General features: G+C 62.6%; 15 protein-coding genes and 1 tRNA gene. All 16 read left to right on the forward strand.

Annotation, left to right across the window (positions count from 1 at the left end; all coding sequences use genetic code 11):
• Positions 1–485 (forward strand): EF-Tu C-terminal domain-related protein (locus J2W49_RS21260; protein WP_310320884.1); only part of this gene is annotated, 485 nt, incomplete at its 5' end.
• Between the two features lie 26 nt (positions 486–511).
• Positions 512–587 (forward strand) — tRNA-Trp (locus J2W49_RS21265).
• A 139-nt stretch (positions 588–726) separates the two neighbouring features.
• A complete protein-coding gene (gene secE / locus J2W49_RS21270) occupies positions 727–1,107 on the forward strand; it encodes a preprotein translocase subunit SecE (protein ID WP_310320885.1) in 381 nt (126 codons plus the stop codon).
• 2 nt (positions 1,108–1,109) lie between these two features.
• Positions 1,110–1,685, forward strand: a complete 576-nt coding sequence (gene nusG, locus J2W49_RS21275) for a transcription termination/antitermination protein NusG (RefSeq protein WP_310320887.1) — start codon at positions 1,110–1,112, stop codon at positions 1,683–1,685.
• Between the two features lie 114 nt (positions 1,686–1,799).
• Entirely contained in the window at positions 1,800–2,231 is a 432-nt protein-coding gene (gene rplK, locus J2W49_RS21280; RefSeq protein WP_304914070.1) for a 50S ribosomal protein L11, read from the forward strand.
• Between the two features lies 1 nt (position 2,232).
• Positions 2,233–2,928 carry a 50S ribosomal protein L1 gene (gene rplA, locus J2W49_RS21285; protein WP_310320888.1) on the forward strand — a complete coding sequence of 232 codons (696 nt, stop codon included), beginning with the start codon at positions 2,233–2,235 and terminating at the stop codon, positions 2,926–2,928.
• 267 nt (positions 2,929–3,195) lie between these two features.
• A complete protein-coding gene (rplJ, locus tag J2W49_RS21290) occupies positions 3,196–3,723 on the forward strand; it encodes a 50S ribosomal protein L10 (RefSeq protein WP_310320890.1) in 528 nt (175 codons plus the stop codon).
• A gap of 41 nt (positions 3,724–3,764) precedes the next feature.
• The gene (rplL, locus tag J2W49_RS21295) at positions 3,765–4,142 is read left to right on the forward strand and encodes a 50S ribosomal protein L7/L12 (protein ID WP_310320892.1); all 378 of its coding nucleotides are present in this window, start codon (positions 3,765–3,767) and stop codon (positions 4,140–4,142) included.
• Positions 4,143–4,400: 258 nt separating this feature from the next.
• A complete protein-coding gene (gene rpoB, locus J2W49_RS21300) occupies positions 4,401–8,525 on the forward strand; it encodes a DNA-directed RNA polymerase subunit beta (RefSeq protein WP_310320894.1) in 4,125 nt (1,374 codons plus the stop codon).
• Positions 8,526–8,655: 130 nt separating this feature from the next.
• Positions 8,656–12,888 carry a DNA-directed RNA polymerase subunit beta' gene (gene rpoC, locus J2W49_RS21305; RefSeq protein ID WP_310320896.1) on the forward strand — a complete coding sequence of 1,411 codons (4,233 nt, stop codon included), beginning with the start codon at positions 8,656–8,658 and terminating at the stop codon, positions 12,886–12,888.
• Positions 12,889–13,116: 228 nt separating this feature from the next.
• Positions 13,117–13,710: a LemA family protein gene (locus tag J2W49_RS21310; protein WP_310320898.1), complete on the forward strand. Its 594-nt coding sequence runs from the start codon at positions 13,117–13,119 to the stop codon at positions 13,708–13,710.
• A gap of 141 nt (positions 13,711–13,851) precedes the next feature.
• A complete protein-coding gene (locus J2W49_RS21315) occupies positions 13,852–14,928 on the forward strand; it encodes a M48 family metalloprotease (protein WP_310320900.1) in 1,077 nt (358 codons plus the stop codon).
• Positions 14,925–16,313, forward strand: coding sequence for a 16S rRNA (cytosine(967)-C(5))-methyltransferase RsmB (rsmB, locus tag J2W49_RS21320; RefSeq protein WP_310320902.1), 1,389 nt, complete (start codon positions 14,925–14,927; stop codon positions 16,311–16,313). Before J2W49_RS21315 ends, rsmB begins: the two co-directional genes overlap by 4 nt.
• A 22-nt stretch (positions 16,314–16,335) precedes the next feature.
• Positions 16,336–17,037 (forward strand): DUF4390 domain-containing protein, encoded by a 702-nt coding sequence (locus tag J2W49_RS21325; RefSeq protein ID WP_310320903.1) that lies wholly within the window; start codon positions 16,336–16,338, stop codon positions 17,035–17,037.
• Positions 17,038–17,048: 11 nt separating this feature from the next.
• On the forward strand, positions 17,049–19,343 hold the full coding sequence (locus J2W49_RS21330) for a sensor histidine kinase (RefSeq protein ID WP_310320905.1): 2,295 nt from the start codon (positions 17,049–17,051) through the stop codon (positions 19,341–19,343).
• A gap of 29 nt (positions 19,344–19,372) precedes the next feature.
• Positions 19,373–20,068 (forward strand): response regulator, encoded by a 696-nt coding sequence (locus J2W49_RS21335; RefSeq protein ID WP_310320907.1) that lies wholly within the window; start codon positions 19,373–19,375, stop codon positions 20,066–20,068.
• The last annotated feature ends 22 nt before the right edge of the window (positions 20,069–20,090 follow it).

The following is a 20,090-nucleotide window of genomic DNA, read 5'->3' on the forward strand; positions in this document are numbered from 1 at the left end:
GCGGCGTCATCAAGGTCGGCGAAGAAATCGAGATCGTCGGCATTGCCGACACCCAGAAGACCACCTGCACCGGCGTGGAAATGTTCCGCAAGCTGTTGGACCAGGGCCAGGCGGGCGACAACGTGGGTATTCTGCTGCGCGGCACCAAGCGTGAAGACGTGCAGCGCGGCCAGGTGCTGTGCAAGCCCGGCTCCATCAAGCCGCACACGCACTTCACCGGTGAGATCTACGTGCTGTCCAAGGACGAAGGTGGCCGTCACACGCCGTTCTTCAATAACTACCGCCCGCAGTTCTACTTCCGCACCACCGACGTGACCGGTTCCATCGAGCTGCCAGAGGGCAAGGAAATGGTCATGCCGGGTGACAACGTGTCGATCACGGTCAAGCTGATCAACCCCATCGCCATGGAAGAGGGCCTGCGCTTCGCCATCCGCGAAGGTGGTCGTACCGTCGGCGCCGGCGTTGTGGCCAAGATCATTGCCTAACTTCCCCGTAAGGGGCACCAGCCAGTAGGGGTATAGCTCAATTGGCAGAGCGTCGGTCTCCAAAACCGAAGGTTGTAGGTTCGATTCCTACTGCCCCTGCCACCCAATGGGAACCAAATCCGGTTTGATCTGGTCCTGTTTAGTGGTCAACAAGCCCACCGAAGTCGTCAAGACCTCTGGTGGGCTTGCGTGTCTCAAGGTTTTGCCTTTCTGACACGTGTTTTTTTTGTAATGAGACCTTATGGCCACTTCTGAAGTTGAAACAGTCCACTCCGGCGCAGACAAGGCGAAGCTGGGTGTGGCCGTCCTGTTGCTGGCGGGGGCATTCGTTGCCTACTTCATGCTGGCCCCGCAGGGTGGTTACGCTCAATGGGGTGGTTTGCTGGTGGGGCTGGCGGCGGCGATTGCTGTCTTCCTTTCTTCGGAATCGGGTCGTCAGTTGCTTGCTTTTGGTCGCGATTCCTGGCGGGAAGTCAAGAAAGTGGTCTGGCCCGCCCGCAAGGAGGCGATCCAGATGACGGCGTACGTGTTTGCGTTCGTGTTTGTCATGGGCTTGTTCCTGTGGCTGACCGACAAGACCGTCGAGTGGGTTTTTTACGATCTGATTCTGGGTTGGAGATAAGCATGAGTGATCAGAGCAGCCCGGTGACCGACGGTGTGGCAGCTGAAGGCATGCGTTGGTATGTGGTTCATGCCTATTCGGGCATGGAAAAGGCAGCCGAGCGCAATATCGTCGAACGCATCAACCGTGCCGGCATGCAGGACAAGTTTGGCCGCATTCTTGTGCCCACTGAAGAAGTGGTTGAAGTCAAGAACGGTCAGAAGCGCACCACCGAGCGCAAGTTTTTCCCTGGCTATGTGCTGGTGGAAATGGTGATGGATGACGACACCTGGCACTTGGTCAAGCACACCAACAAGGTGACGGGTTTTGTCGGCGGTGCAAAGAACCGTCCGGCGCCCATTTCTGAAGAAGACGTTCAGAAGATCGTTGACCAGATGCAGGAAGGTACCGACAAGCCGCGTCACAAGGTGGAATTTGTGGTGGGCGAGTACGTTCGTGTCAAGGAAGGCCCTTTCACCGACTTCAATGGCACGGTGGAAGAAGTCAACTACGAGAAGAACAAGATGCGCGTGTCGGTGACCATCTTCGGTCGTGCCACGCCCGTCGAACTCGAGTTCAGCCAGGTCGAAAAGACCTGAGATTTTCAGGTGCCGGCGGGTCGACCCGACGCCGATGCCCTTGTTTCATTCGGGTCCCCAATCGCGAGGAGGTCGTTTTAGATGACGGCCGATTGCACTCGCAGGAGCTAAAAAATGGCGAAAAAAATCGTCGGCTTCATCAAGCTGCAAGTGCCAGCTGGTAAGGCCAACCCCTCTCCCCCGATCGGTCCGGCGCTGGGTCAGCGCGGCCTGAACATCATGGAGTTCTGCAAGGCGTTCAACGCCCAGACCCAGGGCGTCGAGCCCGGTCTGCCGCTGCCCGTGGTGATCACGGCATTTGCGGACAAGAGCTTCACCTTCATCATCAAGACGCCGCCTGCGACGACCTTGATCAAGAAGGCCATCAAGCTGGACAAGGGCTCCCCGGTGCCCAACAAGCAGAAGGTCGGCAAGATCACCCGCGCTCAGCTGGAAGAAATCGCCAAGACCAAGATGAAAGACATGACCGCTGCCGACGTGGACGCCGCTGTGCGCACCATCGCCGGTTCGGCCCGCTCGATGGGCGTGATTGTGGAGGGCGTGTGACATGGCCAAGCTGACCAAGAAACAAAAAGCCTTCGAAGGCAAGGTCGACAGCAACAAGCTGTACCCGCTGACCGACGCACTGGCCATCATCAAGGAGTGTGCGAACGCCAAGTTCGACGAGTCCATCGATGTGGCCATTCAGTTGGGCGTGGACGCCAAGAAGTCTGATCAGGTGGTGCGTGGTGCCGTCGTGATGCCCAACGGCACCGGCAAGACCAAGCGCGTGGCCGTGTTCGCTCAGGGTGCCAAGGCCGAAGAAGCCAAGGCCGCCGGTGCCGACATCGTCGGCATGGACGACCTCGCTGCCGACATCAAGGCCGGCAACATGCCTTTTGACGTGGTGATCGCCTCGCCGGACGCCATGCGCGTTGTGGGTACCCTGGGCCAGATCCTGGGTCCCCGTGGCCTGATGCCCAACCCCAAGGTTGGCACCGTGACCCCTGACGTGGCCACCGCCGTGAAAAACGCCAAGGCAGGTCAGGTTCAGTTCCGCGTCGACAAGGCCGGCATCGTGCATGGCACGATCGGCCGCCGTTCGTTTGACGCTGACAAGCTGCAAGGCAACCTGGTTGCGCTGATCGAAGCCCTGAACAAGGCCAAGCCTGCCACCAGCAAGGGTCAGTACCTGCGCAAGGTGGCCGTGTCGTCGACGATGGGTGTGGGCGTGCGCGTCGACACGCAATCCATCTCGGCGTGATCGCTGGCTGGTAGCGAAAAGAATTCGGGAGGCTTCGGCCGCCCGGGTGTGGTGGGTCCAGTGGCTTGGCAGCAATGCCAGCCGGTGGGGCCATCCAAGACCGTTGGTGTCGTTCAAAACCCTTTGGGGCAGCGATCGACTTAATTGTGAAAAGCCAACGCAGATGGCGATCCCGCTGCAGATGGAACGAGTTCCGGAAGACAGTTGGTCGCTGCAATGAGGCGTGCCCCAGGTCCAAGGACCGAAGGCACATTTAAGGAGTAGACCTTGAGTCTGAATCGCAGTGAGAAAGAAGCGGTCATTTCCGAAGTGACCAGCCTCGCCGCTAAAGCTCAAACGCTCGTGATGGCGGAATACCGTGGCATCACGGTCGCGAACATGGACAAACTGCGCGTCAATGCCCGCAGCAACGGTGTGAGCCTGAGTGTGTTGAAAAACACCCTGGCCCGCCGTGCGGTGGCTGGCAGCACGTTTGAAGTGGCCGCAGACCAGATGACCGGTCCGCTGATCTATGGCTTCTCTGAAGACGCCGTGGCCGCCGCGAAGGTGGTCGCCGAGTTCGCGAAGACCAACGACAAGTTGGTGATTCGCGCTGGCGTGTACGGAGGCAAAGTCCTGGATGTCGAGGGCGTGAAGCAACTCGCCAGCATTCCTTCGAAGGAAGTGCTGCTGGCCCAGTTGTGTGGCTTGCTGATGTCGCCCATGTCGCGTACGGCCGTTGTGCTGGGCGCGCTGGCGGCGAAAAAAGGCGAAGGCGCTGCCGCACCGGCAGCCGAGGAAGCCGCCGCAGCCTGAAGGCGCGGTGGATTCGTTTAACCAATTGTTAGGAAATCAAAATGGCATTCGATAAAGACGCATTTCTGACCTCGCTGGACAGCATGACGGTCATGGAACTCAACGACCTGGTGAAAGCCATCGAAGAGAAGTTTGGTGTGAGCGCTGCCGCCATGGCCGCCCCTGCCGCTGGTGGCGGTGGTGGTGCAGCCGCTGCTGCAGAAGAGAAGACCGAGTTCAACGTCGTGCTGCAAGAAGCCGGCGCCAACAAGGTGTCCGTCATCAAGGCCGTGCGCGAAATCACCGGCCTGGGTCTGAAGGAAGCCAAGGACCTGGTCGATGGCGCACCGAAGAACGTCAAGGAAGGCATTGCCAAGGCCGACGCCGAAGCTGCTGTGAAGAAGCTGGTGGAAGCCGGCGCCAAGGCCGAACTGAAGTAATTCAGCGCCTTTTCCGAGGCTGGAGTGCCCCAAAAGGGCCTCCAGCCTTCTGTGCTTTCAGAGCGCACCCACAAGCCTGGTCGCCGACCCCGTTTGTGAGTGTCTTCTGACCCCGACTGCAGAAGACGACTTGGTTCGGGCCTGTGTGCAACGCACAGGCCGTCCGCCAATGGTTGGTAGAGGCCAGCCACCAAGAAAAGCCCCTGGCGTTTGACGCGTCAGGCGGGCAAGACAGTCGCCGCAGAGCTCGGAGATTTCATGGCCTCAGCATCGAACTATTCATACACCGAACGCAAACGCATCCGCAAGAGTTTTGGCAGTCGCGAGAACGTTCTCGAGATTCCTTACCTGCTGCAGATGCAGAAGGACGCTTACACGGCGTTCCTGCAAGCCGACTCGGCGCCCAAGAAGCGCACCAACGAAGGCCTTCAGGCCGCATTCGAAGCCGCCTTCCCCATCGTCTCGCACAACGGCTTTGTCGAGATGAAGTTCGTTGAATACAACCTGGCCAAGCCCGCCTTCGATGTGCGCGAATGCCAGACCCGAGGCCTGACATTTGCATCGGCCGTGCGTGCGCGCGTGCAACTGATCATCTACGACCGTGAGTCCTCGACCAACCAGTCCAAGGTGATCAAGGAAGTCAAGGAGCAAGAGGTCTACATGGGCGAAGTGCCCCTGATGACCGACAAGGGTTCCTTCATCATCAACGGCACCGAGCGCGTGATTGTGTCGCAGCTGCACCGCTCACCCGGCGTGTTCTTCGAACACGACAAGGGCAAGACCCACAGCTCGGGCAAGCTGCTGTTCTCTGCTCGCATCATCCCCTACCGCGGCTCCTGGCTCGACTTCGAATTCGACCCCAAGGACGTGCTGTTCTTCCGCGTCGACCGCCGCCGCAAGATGCCGGTCACCATCCTGCTCAAGGCCATTGGCCTGACGCCGGAAACCATTCTGGCCAACTTCTTCGTCAACGACCACATGCGTCTGATGGACAGCGGTGCGCAAATGGCCTTCGTGCCCGAGCGCCTGCGCGGTGAAGTGGCCCGCTTCGACATCACCGACAAGTCCGGCAAGGTTGTGGTGGTGAAGGACAAGCGCATCACGGTCCGACACACGCGTGAACTGGAGCAGTCCGGCACCAGCCACATCAGCGTGCCCGAAGACTTCCTGATTGGCCGCGTCGTTGCACGCAACATCGTCGATGAGGACACGGGCGAAATCATCGCCAAGGCCAACGAAGAGCTGACCGAAGCGCTGTTGAAGAAACTGCGCGCCGCTGGCGTGCAGGACCTGCAAGTCCTCTACACCAACGAACTCGACCAGGGCGCCTACATTTCTCAGACCCTGCGCATCGACGAAACCGCCGACGAATTCGCTGCTCGCGTGGCCATCTACCGCATGATGCGCCCCGGCGAGCCGCCAACCGAAGACGCGGTGCAGGCTCTGTTCCACCGCCTGTTCTACAACCCGGACACGTACGACCTGTCGCGCGTGGGCCGCATGAAGTTCAACGCCCGCGTGGGCCGAGACGAATCCACCGGCCCCATGGTGCTGTCCAACGAAGACATCCTGGCCGTGGTCAAGATTCTGGTGGACCTGCGCAATGGCCGCGGCGAAGTCGATGACATCGATCACCTGGGCAACCGCCGCGTGCGTTGCGTGGGCGAACTGGCCGAGAACCAGTACCGCACCGGTCTGGCGCGTATCGAGAAGGCCGTGAAGGAGCGTCTGGGCCAGGCCGAGCAAGAGCCGCTGATGCCGCACGACCTGATCAACTCCAAGCCGATTTCTGCGGCCCTCAAGGAGTTTTTCGGTGCGTCGCAGCTGTCGCAGTTCATGGACCAGACCAACCCGCTGGCCGAGATCACCCACAAGCGCCGTGTTTCGGCGCTTGGCCCGGGTGGTCTGACCCGCGAACGCGCTGGCTTCGAGGTGCGTGACGTGCATGTGACCCACTACGGTCGCGTTTGTCCGATCGAAACGCCTGAAGGCCCGAACATCGGCCTGATCAACTCGCTGGCTCTGTACGCCCGCCTGAACGAATACGGTTTCATTGAAACCCCGTACCGTCGCGTGATCGAAGGCAAGGTCACGAACCAGATCGACTACCTGTCTGCCATTGAAGAAGGCAAGTACGTCATTGCACAGGCCAACGCCGCACTCGACGCCGAAGGCCGCCTGACCGGTGACCTGATCTCTGCGCGTGAAAAGGGCGAATCGATCCTGACCCCGTCCGACACCATCCAGTACATGGACGTGTCGCCGGCGCAGATCGTGTCGGTGGCGGCGTCGCTGGTGCCGTTCCTGGAGCACGACGATGCCAACCGCGCACTGATGGGCGCCAACATGTCGCGCCAGGCCGTGCCTGTGCTGCGTCCTGAAAAGCCACTGGTGGGTACCGGCATCGAACGCGTCGCCGCGATCGACTCCGGCACCGTGGTGACCGCCACCCGTGGCGGCAAGGTCGACTACGTGGACGCAACCCGCATCGTGGTGCGCGTGAACGACGCCGAAGCCGTGGCCGGCGAAGTGGGTGTGGACATCTACAACCTCATCAAGTACCAGCGTTCCAACCAGAACACCAACATCCACCAGCGCCCCATCGTGAAGAAGGGCGACATGCTGGCCAAGGGTGACGTGATTGCCGACGGCGCATCGACCGACCTGGGCGAGATCTCGATCGGCCAGAACATGCTGATCGCCTTCATGCCCTGGAACGGCTACAACTTCGAGGATTCGATCCTGATCTCGGAGAAGGTCGTGTCCGAAGACCGCTACACCTCGATCCACATCGAGGAACTGGTGGTCATGGCGCGCGACACCAAGCTGGGCGCGGAAGAAATCACCCGCGACATCCCCAACCTGGCCGAGCAGCAGCTCAACCGCCTGGACGACTCCGGCATCATCTACGTGGGCGCCGAAGTGCTGCCCGGCGACGTGCTGGTGGGCAAGGTCACGCCCAAGGGCGAGACCACCCTCACACCTGAAGAGAAGCTGCTGCGCGCCATCTTCGGCGAGAAGGCTTCCGACGTGAAGGACACCTCGCTGCGTGTGGACCAGGGTTCGCAAGGCACCGTGATCGACGTGCAGGTGTTCACCCGTGAAGGCATCACCCGCGACAAGCGCGCCCAGCAGATCATCGACGACGAGCTCAAGCGTTTCCGCCTGGACCTGAACGACCAGTTGCGCATCGTGGAAGCCGACGCCTTCGACCGGATCGAGAAGCTGCTGACCGGCAAGGTCGCCAACGGTGGCCCCAAGAAGCTGTCCAAGGGCACCACCATCGACAAGGCCTACCTCGACGACGTGGAGAAATACCACTGGTTCGACATCCGTCCGGCCGACGACAACGTGGCCGCCCAGCTGGAGTCCATCAAGAACTCCATGGAGCAGACGCGCCACAGCTTCGACCTGTCCTTCGAAGAAAAGCGCAAGAAACTCACGCAAGGCGACGAGCTGCCAGCGGGCGTGCTGAAGATGGTCAAGGTCTACCTAGCGGTCAAGCGCCGCCTGCAGCCTGGCGACAAGATGGCCGGCCGTCACGGCAACAAGGGTGTGGTCTCCAAGATCGTGCCCGTGGAAGACATGCCCTACATGGCCGATGGCACCCCCGCCGACATCGTGCTCAACCCGCTGGGCGTGCCTTCGCGCATGAACGTGGGTCAGGTGCTGGAAGTGCATCTGGGCTGGGCCGCCAAGGGCCTGGGCCAGCGCATTGGTGACATGCTGCAGGAAGAGGCCAAGGCCGCCGAGCTGCGCCAGTTCCTGGAGACGGTCTACAACCAGGCCGGCAAGAAGGAAACCTTGTCTGACCTCAGCGATGCCGACGTGCTGGAGATGGCCGACAACCTCAAGAACGGCGTGCCGTTTGCCACGCCCGTGTTCGATGGTGCCTCGGAAGACGAGATCCGCGCCATGCTGAAACTGGCCTACCCCGACGACATCGCCACCCGCAAGGGCCTGACCGAAACCCGCACCCAGGCGCAGCTGTACGACGGCCGCACCGGTGACGCTTTCGAGCGCAAGACCACCGTGGGCTACATGCACTTCCTGAAGCTGCACCACCTGGTGGACGACAAGATGCATGCCCGCTCGACCGGTCCTTACTCCCTGGTTACCCAGCAGCCGCTGGGCGGCAAGGCACAGTTCGGCGGACAGCGTTTCGGCGAGATGGAAGTGTGGGCGCTGGAAGCCTACGGTGCTTCCTACATCCTGCAGGAAATGCTCACCGTCAAGTCGGACGACGTGCAAGGCCGCACCAAGGTGTACGAGTCCATCGTCAAGGGCGAGCACTCGATCGACGCGGGCATGCCCGAGTCGTTCAACGTGCTGGTCAAGGAAATCCGTTCGCTGGGTATCGACATCGAATTGGAGAGGAGCTGACCCCCCTGCGCCGCTTCGCGGCTTCCCCCCAGGGGGACAACACCTGCGGCCCGGCCAAGCCGGTTCCGCGGTGTTCTTGGTCAAGTCACTGCTCTCCTAACGTTGTCTCAAGTATTTAAGGAAGTTCGATATGAAATCCTTGCTCGACCTGTTCAAGCAATTCACGCCCGACGAGCATTTCGATGCCATCCGCATCGGCTTGGCGTCGCCCGAGAAAATCCGTTCGTGGTCTTTTGGCGAAGTCAAGAAGCCCGAGACCATCAACTACCGCACGTTCAAACCCGAGCGCGACGGGCTGTTCTGCGCCAAGATCTTTGGTCCCATCAAGGACTACGAATGCCTGTGCGGCAAGTACAAGCGCCTCAAGCACCGCGGTGTGATCTGCGAGAAGTGCGGCGTTGAAGTCACGCAGACCAAGGTGCGTCGCGAGCGCATGGGTCACATCGATCTGGCCGCGCCTTGCGCCCACATCTGGTTCCTGAAATCGCTGCCATCGCGTCTGGGTCTGATCCTGGACATGACGCTGCGCGACATCGAACGCGTGCTGTACTTCGAAGCGTACGTGGTGACCGACCCCGGCATGACCCCGCTGAAGAAGTTCGGCATCATGAGCGAAGACGACTTCGACGCCAAGCGCAAGGAATTCGGCGACGAATTCGTGGCCAAAATGGGCGCCGAGGGCATCAAGGAATTGCTGCAGGCCATCGACCTCGACATCGAGATCGAGAAGCTGCGCAACGACCTGACCGGCTCCGAGCTCAAGATCAAGAAGAACGCCAAGCGACTCAAGGTGCTGGAAGCCTTCAAGAAATCGGGCATCAAGCCCGAGTGGATGGTGCTCGACGTGCTGCCCGTGCTGCCACCGGACCTGCGTCCGCTGGTGCCCCTGGATGGCGGCCGTTTCGCCACTTCCGATCTGAACGACCTGTACCGCCGCGTGATCAACCGCAACAGCCGGCTGCGTCGCCTGCTGGAGCTGAAGGCCCCTGAGATCATCGCGCGCAACGAAAAGCGCATGCTGCAGGAAGCCGTGGACTCGTTGCTGGACAACGGTCGCCGTGGCAAGGCCATGACGGGCGCCAACAAGCGCGCCCTGAAGTCGCTGGCCGACATGATCAAGGGCAAGAGCGGTCGTTTCCGCCAGAACCTGCTGGGCAAGCGCGTCGACTACTCGGGCCGTTCGGTCATCGTGGTGGGCCCAACGCTCAAGCTGCACCAGTGCGGCCTGCCCAAGCTGATGGCCCTGGAGCTGTTCAAGCCTTTCATCTTCTCGCGCCTGGAAGCCATGGGCATCGCGACCACCATCAAGGCCGCGAAGAAGGAAGTGGAAGCCGGCACGCCGGTGGTGTGGGACATCCTGGAAGAGGTGATCAAGGAGCACCCGGTGCTGCTGAACCGCGCACCCACGCTGCACCGCCTGGGCATTCAGGCGTTTGAGCCCATCCTGATCGAAGGCAAGGCGATCCAGCTGCACCCGCTGGTCTGTGCCGCCTTCAACGCCGACTTCGACGGTGACCAGATGGCTGTTCACATCCCGCTGTCGGTGGAAGCGCAACTGGAAGCCCGCACCCTGATGCTGGCCTCCAACAACGTGCTGTTCCCCGCATCGGGCGAGCCCTCCATCGTGCCGTCGCAAGACGTGGTGCTGGGCCTGTACTACGCCACCCGCGAGCGCATCAACGGCAAGGGCGAGGGCATGATCTTCGCGGATCTGGCCGAGCTGCAACGCGCACTCGACAACGAAGTGGTTGAAATCACCGCCAAGGTCAGCGTGCGCCTGGTGCAGTACACCCTGGACAAGGCCACCGGCGAGTTCACGCCGTTCACCACCCTGGTGGACACGACCGTGGGCCGCGCATTGCTGTCAGAGATCCTGCCCAAGGGCCTGCCTTTCGACGTGCTCAACAAGGCGCTGAAGAAGAAGGAAATCTCGCGCCTGATCAACACCTCGTTCCGCAAGTGCGGTCTGAAGGAAACGGTGGTCTTCGCCGACAAGTTGCTGCAGAACGGTTTCCGCCTGGCCACGCGCGCCGGCATCTCCATCGCGGTGGACGACATGCTGGTGCCCAAGGAAAAGCCGGGCATCATCGACCGCGCCGAAAAAGAGGTCAAGGAAATCGCCCAGCAGTACGCTTCCGGTCTGGTGACCGCAGGCGAGCGCTACAACAAGGTGGTGGACATCTGGGGCAAGGCCGGCGACGAGATCTCCAAGGTCATGATGGCCCAGCTGGCCAAGCAGAAGACCACGGACCGAGACGGCAAAGAAGTGGACCAGGAGTCGTTCAACTCCATCTACATGATGGCCGACTCCGGTGCCCGTGGTTCTGCCGCGCAGATCCGCCAGCTCGCCGGCATGCGTGGTCTGATGGCCAAGCCTGACGGCTCCATCATTGAGACCCCGATCACGGCGAACTTCCGTGAAGGTCTGAACGTGTTGCAGTACTTCATCTCCACCCACGGCGCCCGAAAGGGTCTGGCCGACACGGCGCTGAAGACTGCGAACTCGGGTTACCTGACCCGCCGCTTGGTCGACGTGACACAGGATCTGGTGGTCAACCAGCAGGACTGCGGCACCTCAAATGGCACGGTGATGCGCGCCATCGTCGAAGGCGGTGAAGTGATCGAATCGCTTCGCGACCGCATCCTGGGCCGCACCATCTGTGAAGACGTGGTGCACCCGGAAAACCGTGCGGTGATGTTCACGGCAGGCACCCTGCTCGACGAAGACATGCTCGACGAGATGGAAGCCGCTGGCGTGGACGAAGTGAAAGTGCGTACCGCACTGACCTGCGAAACCCGCTTCGGCATCTGTGCCAAGTGCTATGGCCGCGATCTGGGTCGTGGCGGTCTGGTCAACATCGGTGAGGCGGTCGGCGTGATTGCCGCCCAGTCCATCGGTGAACCCGGCACGCAGCTGACCATGCGCACCTTCCACATCGGCGGTGCGGCGTCGCGTGCGGCGGTGGCCTCCAGCGTGGAAGCCAAGTCCAGCGGTTCGATCGGCTTCAACGCCACGATGCGCTACGTGACCAACAGCAAGGGCGAGCTGGTGGTGATTTCCCGTTCCGGCGAAATCATCATCCACGACGAAATCGGTCGCGAGCGCGAACGCCACAAGGTGCCTTACGGCGCCATCCTGGCGGTCAAGGCAGACCAGCAGATCAAGGCCGGCGCGATCCTGGCCAACTGGGACCCGCTGACCCGACCCATCATCACGGAATTCGCCGGTCAGGTGAAGTTCGAGAACGTGGAAGAAGGTCTCACGGTGGCCAAGCAGGTCAACGATGTGACCGGTCTGAGCTCGCTGGTGGTGATCGATCCCAAGCACCGTGGTTCGGCCAAGGTGGTCCGTCCGCTGGTGAAGCTGCTCGATGCATCCGGCAACGAAGTGAAGATCCCGGGCACCGACCACTCGGTGACCGTGGGCTTCCAGATCGGCGCGCTGCTCGAAGTGCGCGACGGTCAGGACGTCGGCCCCGGCCACGTGCTGGCACGCATCCCGGTTGAAGGCCAGAAGACGCGCGACATCACCGGTGGTCTGCCGCGTGTGGCCGAGCTGTTCGAGGCCCGCAGCCCGAAAGACAAGGGCATGCTGGCCGAGATGACCGGTACCGTGTCGTTCGGCAAGGAAACCAAGGGCAAGGTCCGCCTGCAGATCACCGACCCCGAAGGCAAGATCTGGGACGAGCTCATCCCCAAGGAAAAGAACATCCTGGTGCACGAAGGCCAGGTGGTCAACAAGGGCGAGAGCGTGGTGGACGGCCCGGCCGATCCGCAGGACATCCTGCGCCTGCTGGGTATCGAAGAGCTGTCCCGCTACATCGTTGACGAAGTGCAGGACGTTTACCGTCTGCAGGGTGTGAAGATCAACGACAAGCACATTGAAGTGATCGTGCGCCAGATGCTGCGTCGCGTGATTGTCGAGAGCGTGGGTGATTCGAACTACATCGCCGGTGAGCAGATCGAGCGTTCGGAGATCCTCAACACCAACGATGCCTTGCGCGCCGAAGGCAAGATCCCCGCGACCTACAGCAACGTGTTGCTGGGTATCACCAAGGCATCGCTGTCCACCGACTCGTTCATCTCTGCCGCGTCCTTCCAGGAAACCACGCGCGTGCTGACCGAAGCCGCCATCATGGGCAAGCGCGACGAGCTGCGTGGTCTGAAGGAAAACGTCATCGTGGGTCGCCTGATTCCTGCAGGCACCGGCATGGCTTATCACGAAGCGCGCAAGGTCAAGGAGAAGATGGACGACGAAGAGCGCCGCGCCATCGCCGAAGCCGACGCCCTGTCGCTGGCAGCCGATCAGGCTGATCAGGCCGACCAGTCTGACGCTTCCAGTGCCAGCGAGGCTGCCGAGTAAGCTCGCGCAAAGCGGTACACGCTGAAGCGGCCCGGTGCCGCCTGAGCCATGAACGCCCCCGACCGTCAGGTCGGGGGCGTTTTTCTTGGTGATTGTTCACCCGGTCCCTTCGGGCCTTCGAAGGGGCTGGGGTATATTGCCTTCGATACCAACAGATTTTGTTACAGGTGAGGCGGTGTGGGTCGCTGATCCACCAACGGGTCGTTCCAAATTGAAGGAGTGAAAGACATGACGGTCACGCTGTGGGTCTTGCTGGCTGTGGCACTGGGGGTTTTCTTCTGGGCGGTGGGTGCCTACAACCGGTTGGTGCGACTGAAGAATGCCATCGCCAACGCTTTCGGGCAGATCGATGTGCAGCTCAAACGCCGCTATGACCTGATTCCCAACCTGGTGGAGGTGGCGCGCAAATACCTGGCGCATGAAGCCAGCACGCTCGAGGCGGTGATTGCCGCGCGCAACCAGGCCAAGTCGGCCGAACAGACCGCTGCCGGCAGCCCGCTGAATGCGGGTGCACTGGGTGCGCTGGCCGGTGCCGAACAGATGCTGGGGGGCGCCCTGGGGCGCTTGTTCGCCGTGGTGGAAGCCTACCCGGACCTCAAGGCCGACCAGAACATGCGCGAGCTGAGCGAAGAATTGGCCAGCACCGAGAACCGTATCGGCTTTGCGCGCCAGGCCTACAACGACCATGTGCTTGAATTCAACGACGCCGCAGCCCAGTTCCCGACCCTGGTCGTCGCCCGCCTGTTTGGTTTCCTGCCCCAGAGCATGCTGGAGTCCACCACCAGCGAGGTCGAGCGTCAGGCCGTCCGCATCGAAATCTGATGCGCAAAATGAAGCACCCCCCGCGTCGCCGTTGGCGCCACCCCCCTGAAGGGGGGCGACACCTGAGGCCCGGCAGAGCCGGTTCCTCGGTGTCTCTGGGTTGGCGCTGCTTCGCGCGCTGCGGGTCGGCAGAACGCTGACATGCGCTTTTTCGAGTTCCAGCGAGACGCACGCGGACAAACCCGCAAGCTGGTGCTCGCGTTTGCCGTCACCGTGGCGCTGCTCGTGGTGGCCGTGAACGCGGCATTGGCGCTTGCCTGGGGGTTGACCTGGGGGTTCTGGGTGCCTGGAGAGATGCACTATCCCCGCCACTACTTTGCGGTGAACACGGGGGTGACCTTGTTGTTCGTGCTGGGCGGTTGGTGGGTCGAGACCTCCCGTCTGGCTGGCAACGGTGGCGTGCGTCTGGCGGAACAGATGGGGGCGCGGCTGGCACAACCATCGGGCGACTTCGATGAAAAACGCTTCGCCAACATCGTCGATGAGATGAGCATTTCGTCCGGCATGAAGCGGCCCACCGCCATGGTGGTTCCGCGCGACGACGGCATCAATGCCTTTGCCACCGGGTGGGACGAGAACGATGCGGTGGTGGCCGTCACGCGGGGCGCGCTGGACAACCTCAATCGCGAAGAGTTGCAGGGCCTGGTGGCGCACGAATTCAGCCACATCGGCGAAGGCGATACCCGGCTCAACATGCGTCTGGCGGGCATGGTGTTCGGACTGGAGATGCTGTATCGCATGGGCCAGACCTTGTTCGAGCCCGACACGCGCGACCGCCGCATGGCCGCTGCGCTGATCGGCCTGGCCATCATGTGCGCAGGCTGGCTGGGCTGGGTGGCGGGGCATGCCCTGCAGGCCGCCGTGTCCAGACAGCGCGAGTACCTGGCCGACGCACGCGCCGTGCAATGGACCCGCAGCCGGGATGGCCTGGGTGGCGTGCTGCGCAAGGTGCTCAGCCAGCAGCGGGCAGGGGTGGTCTCGCGCCCCGTGGGATCGGTGGTTCAGCACATGCTGCTGGTGGCCAACGAAGCCGGTTCGGTCGCGCACTGGCTGGATTCGCATCCGACGCTGGACCAGCGTATCCGGCGCATCTACGGGCGCAGCATGGGGCCATTGCCTCTGGGTCGATCAGAAGAGCCACCGGTTCAAACTGCGCCGGCCCCCAAAGAAAGAAGCACCGATGCCGGCGACAAATCCCCTGACTGGACGCTGATTTGAGCAAGTCCGCACATCGACTCACCCCAGGCGCCCCGCCATCCGATTCATCCCCCAGTCTCGCGACCCAGCTGAGGCAGGCGGCGCGCTGTGTGCAGGCCGTCGAGCAGGGGCAATCCCTTGCCGATGTGCTTCCTCAGGTGCCCTCGCACCTGCGGCCTGGCGTTCAGGCCTTGACCTTCCACGCATTGCGGCAGTTGGGCACCACCCGCGCGCTGCTTGCCTGCCTGGTGCAGCGCAAACCCGACCCAGCGGTCCAGGCGTTGTTGTGCTCTGCGCTGTCGCTGCTGCTGACCGACGCTGACAACCCATCTCGTACGGTCGATCCAGATGCGCCCAGGTATTCCGCCCACACGGTCGTGAACCAGGTGGTGGAAGCCGCCAAGGCCGACCGAGGATTGCAGCGGCAGGGTGCGTTCATCAATGCCTGTCTGCGACGTTTTCTGAGAGAGCGTGAGGCATTGCTGGTGCACGTGGCCGAACAGCCGCAGGCACGCTGGAACCACCCGCTCTGGTGGATTGAGCGTGTGCAGCGCGATCACCCGGACCATTGGCAAGCCATTCTGGAAGCCAACAACCGACCTGGCCCGATGGCGCTTCGCGTGAACCGCCAAAAAACCGACCGGCAGGCCTACGCTGGCTCACTCGCTACCGCTGGCATTGCCGCCATGCCCTTCGGCGACGATGGTCTGGAGCTCCGCGTGCCACACCCAGTGGAGCAACTGCCGGGGTTTGACCAGGGTCTTTGTTCGGTGCAGGACGCTGCCGCCCAGATGGCTGCAGGCTTGCTGCTGGAGGGCCGGGACTGGGCACCCGCCGATCGGGTGCTGGATGCGTGCGCTGCACCGGGCGGCAAGACCGCGCATGTGTTGGAGCTGGCCGACGTCCAGATGCTGGCGCTCGATCTGGACCCGAAGCGCTGTGAACGTATCCACCAGAACCTGGATCGCCTGGGGCTTGCGGCCCAGGTGCTCAGCGCCGATGCCGCCCAGGCGGCGCAGTGGTGGGATGGCAAGCCCTTTGACGCGATCCTGCTGGATGCGCCGTGTACCGCCTCGGGAATCGTGCGGCGCCATCCGGATGTGCGCTGGTTGCGCAGGGCCACAGATGTCGAACAACTGGCGCGCACCCAGCGAAACCTGCTCGACGCCCTGTGGCCGCTGCTCAAACCGGGGGGGCGTCTGGTCTATGCCACCTGCTCGGTTTTCAGGGCCGAAGGTCAGGATCAGGTGCAGGCGTTCCTTGAGCGCCACACCGACGCCGTGCTTTGCCCTTCACCAGGCCATTTGCTCCCGGGCGATGCGTCTGCCGCCGAAGAGTTCAACGACAATCATTCGGGTGGACATGACGGATTCTTCTACGCCCGTTTCGACAAGGCCTCGCATTGAATCGGGGGGCTGGAAGGTGCCTGTGAAGATCTGCCGCCATGGCGGGTGCGCCCGCTGGCTGATGTCCTGGCTGCTGTTGCTCACACTCTGGCTGCCGGCACAGGCACAGCCCCTGTCGGTGATCCAGGAAGAGCTGTTGCGCACACCTGACGCGGTGCATCTGACGGCCCGCCTGCATATCGTGCCCGGGCCCTTGGTGGAAGACGCGTTGCTCAGGGGCGTGCCGCTGTATTTTGCGTGGCGTGCCGAGGTGATCCGCCCGCGCTGGTACTGGACCGACAAACGCGTGGCCAGCGCCTACCGCACCCTCAGGCTGGCCTACCAGCCCCTGACGCGACGCTGGCGCGTGAGCCTGTCCAATGAGGCCGCAGGTGGAACCAGTGGGGCGGGTCTGCAATACGCTTTGCACCAGAACTTTGACAGCCTGATCGAAGCCCTGGCTGGGGTGGGGCGGGTCTACCGTTGGAAAGTCGCCGACGGGGCGGGTGTGGCGGATGGTGATCCGGACGACTACCGGGTCGAATGGAGCATGCGGCTGGACCTCTCTCTGTTGCCCCGACCCTTTCAGATCGGCGTGGGCAACCAGCCGGAATGGAACATTGAGCGAGAAGGCCGACTCGTGTTGCCTCCCATCCACGCCAGCGAGCGGGTGCGAGCGGAAGAAACGGTCATCGGTGAGCCCTCGCCGCAAGCCGAACCGGATGCAGGTGTGCTGGGACGCTGACCGATCAGGTGATGGCGCCCGATTCCCGTACTCCCCGTGACCAGACCGACGTGAGCAGCGCCGGCTCCACGCACCATTCGCTCAAGCTTGGAAAGTCCGGCATGCGCTGGGCGGTGGCGACCGGTCTGGTATTCATGACCGGTGTGGGCATGGTGCTGCTGTTCCTGCTCACGGTGGCCACACGCAATCGCGCGCTCTACGAGCAGAATTTCTCCTGGCTGGTTGGGGTCAACGTGGCGGTGGCGGTGCTGCTGTCGCTGATCCTGCTCTGGCTCGTGGTGCGCCTGGCCTTGCGCCTGAAGCGCGGAAAGTTCGGCAGCCGGCTGCTGATCAAACTCGCCTCCATCATCGGTCTGGTGGGTGTGCTGCCAGGCTTGCTGATCTACACCGTTTCCTACCAGTTTGTTTCCCGCTCCATTGAAAGCTGGTTCGATGTGCGCGTGGAGTCGGCGCTGGCGGCCGGCCTCAATCTGGGCCGAACCACGCTCGACACGTTGGCGGCGGACCTCAGCGGCAAGACCCGCGTGGCCGCCGAAGGCCTGGCGCGCGTGCCCAGTGCTTCTGCGGTGCTGGCGCTGGAGCGGCTGCGTGAACAGCTGGGCGTGACCGATCTGGTGCTCTGGAATGCAGCGGGTCAGCCGCTGGGCAGCGCGGGAAGCTCACGGTTCGATCTCAGCCCCGAGCGGCCCAATCCCGCCCAGTTGCGCAACCTGCGCACGGTGCGGGTCATGGCGCAGATCGAAGGCCTGGAAGAAGGCAGCGACGGCGAAGAGGAAGCCAGGCTGGCCGTGGGGCAAGCCCGCATCAAGGTGATGGCGCTGGTCAGTTCACCTGACTTCGGCTTTAGCGCCGAGCCGCGCTATCTGCAGGTGGTGGCGCCGCTGCCCCCGGCGCTGGTAGCCGATGCACTGGCGGTGCAGGTGGCCAACCGCGAATACCAGGAGCGTGCCCTGGGACGGCAAGGCTTGCGACGCATGTACATCGGTACCCTCACGCTGGCGCTGTTTCTGGCGGTGTTTGGCGCCGTGCTGCTGGCCGTGCTCCTGGGCAACCAGCTCATCCGCCCCCTGCTGGTGCTGGCCGAAGGCATGCGGGAGGTCGCGGCTGGCAACCTCTCGCCCAAGCCCGCGCTCACTTCGCGCGACGAGCTTGCGGGCCTGACCCGCACCTTTGCGCACATGACCCAGGATCTTTCGGATGCCCGCACCGCCGTGCAGCGCAGCATGGAACAGGTCGATGCCGCGCGCGACAACCTGCAGACCATTCTGGACAACCTGACCGCAGGTGTGGTGGTGCTGGATGAGCAAGGCCGCTTGCAAAGCGTGAACCCCGGCGCAGCGCGCATCCTGCGCACACCGTTGTCGCTGCACATGGGACAACCGTTGTCTCAGGTGCCGGGCCTGGAAGCGTTTGCCAGCGGTGTGCTGCAGCAATTCGAACGGTTTCTTTCAGACCAGACACCCCACCAGGGCGGTCACTGGCAACAGTCGTTTGAGCTCACCGCCACGGGCACCACGCCGTTCGACGAAGGCATCACCCTGATTGCACGAGGCGCGCTGTTGCCGCGCAACGAGCGCCTGCTGGTGTTCGACGACGTGTCCGAGATGGTTTCGGCGCAGCGGGCCAAGGCCTGGGGCGAGGTGGCCCGGCGGCTGGCGCACGAAATCAAGAACCCGCTCACACCCATCCAGCTCTCGGCCGAGCGGCTGGCGATGAAGCTGGAAGGCAAAGTGCAGCCGCCCGAGCAGGCCATTCTGAACAAGTCGGTTCGCACCATCGTGGACCAGGTCGACGCCATGAAGCGCCTGGTCAACGAGTTCCGTGACTACGCCCGCCTGCCAGCGGCCCAACTGGCCGCCGTGGACCTGAACGCGCTGGTGCGAGAATTCATGAGTCTGTACGAACATGCGCCAGTGCCCGTGCGCTGCGAACTGGCCGAAGGGCAGGTCATGGCCATGGCCGATGCGCATCAGGTGCGCCAGATTCTGCACAACCTGGTGCAGAACGCGCAGGACGCCATGAGCGGGCAGCCAGGGGCCGAAGTGCAACTGCGCACCGCCCGATCCGAGTCGGGAAAATGGGTGCGGCTGGTCATCAATGACCGCGGCCCCGGGTTTGCCGAGCACATCCTAAAGCGGGCGTTCGAGCCTTATGTGACCACCAAGACCAAAGGCACCGGCCTGGGGCTGGCCGTGGTCAAGAAGATCATGGACGAGCACGGTGGTCGCGTGGACATCAGCAACCGCCAGATCGAGGGGCAGCCTGCAGGCGCCCAAGTATCGCTATCATTCGCAGTTGCGAATTGACAACATCGACAGAGAGAACGAACCGAGCCATGGCCACTATTCTGGTTGTAGACGATGAACTGGGAATCCGGGATTTGCTCTCCGAGATCCTGAATGATGAAGGCCACACGGTCGAACTCGCCGAGAACGCTGCCCAGGCCAGGGCCGTGCGCGCACAAATGCGGCCAGACCTGGTGCTGCTCGACATCTGGATGCCCGACACCGATGGCGTGACCCTGCTCAAGGAGTGGGCCAGCACCGGCCTGTTGTCCATGCCTGTCATCATGATGAGCGGGCATGCCACCATCGATACCGCCGTCGAAGCCACACGCATCGGCGCCAGTGCGTTTCTTGAAAAACCGATCACGCTGCAGAAGCTGCTCAAGGCGGTTGATCAGGGCCTCAACAAGTCGGCCGAACGGGCGGCCGTGGCCATGGTGACCGCCGCAGTGTCGGGCACCAGCTTCACCAGCGAGCTCACCGTGGAAGAGGCCATGACCGGCGGCACACTGCCCGAGCCTGTCATGGACGTGGGCCCACAACCCCATCAGTCGTTCAACCTCGACGGCCCGTTGCGCGAGGCGCGCGACGAATTCGAGAAAGCCTACTTCGAATACCATCTGGCACGGGAGTCCGGCTCGATGACGCGGGTCGCAGAAAAGACCGGCCTGGAGCGCACGCACCTGTACCGCAAGCTCAAGCAACTGGGCGTCGATCTGGCCCGCAGCAAGCGCAGCGCACTCTGAGCCCCGCCTGATTTTGGCGATG

This window comes from Hydrogenophaga palleronii, assembly GCF_031457455.1.
Lineage (GTDB): Bacteria > Pseudomonadota > Gammaproteobacteria > Burkholderiales > Burkholderiaceae_C > Hydrogenophaga > Hydrogenophaga palleronii_A.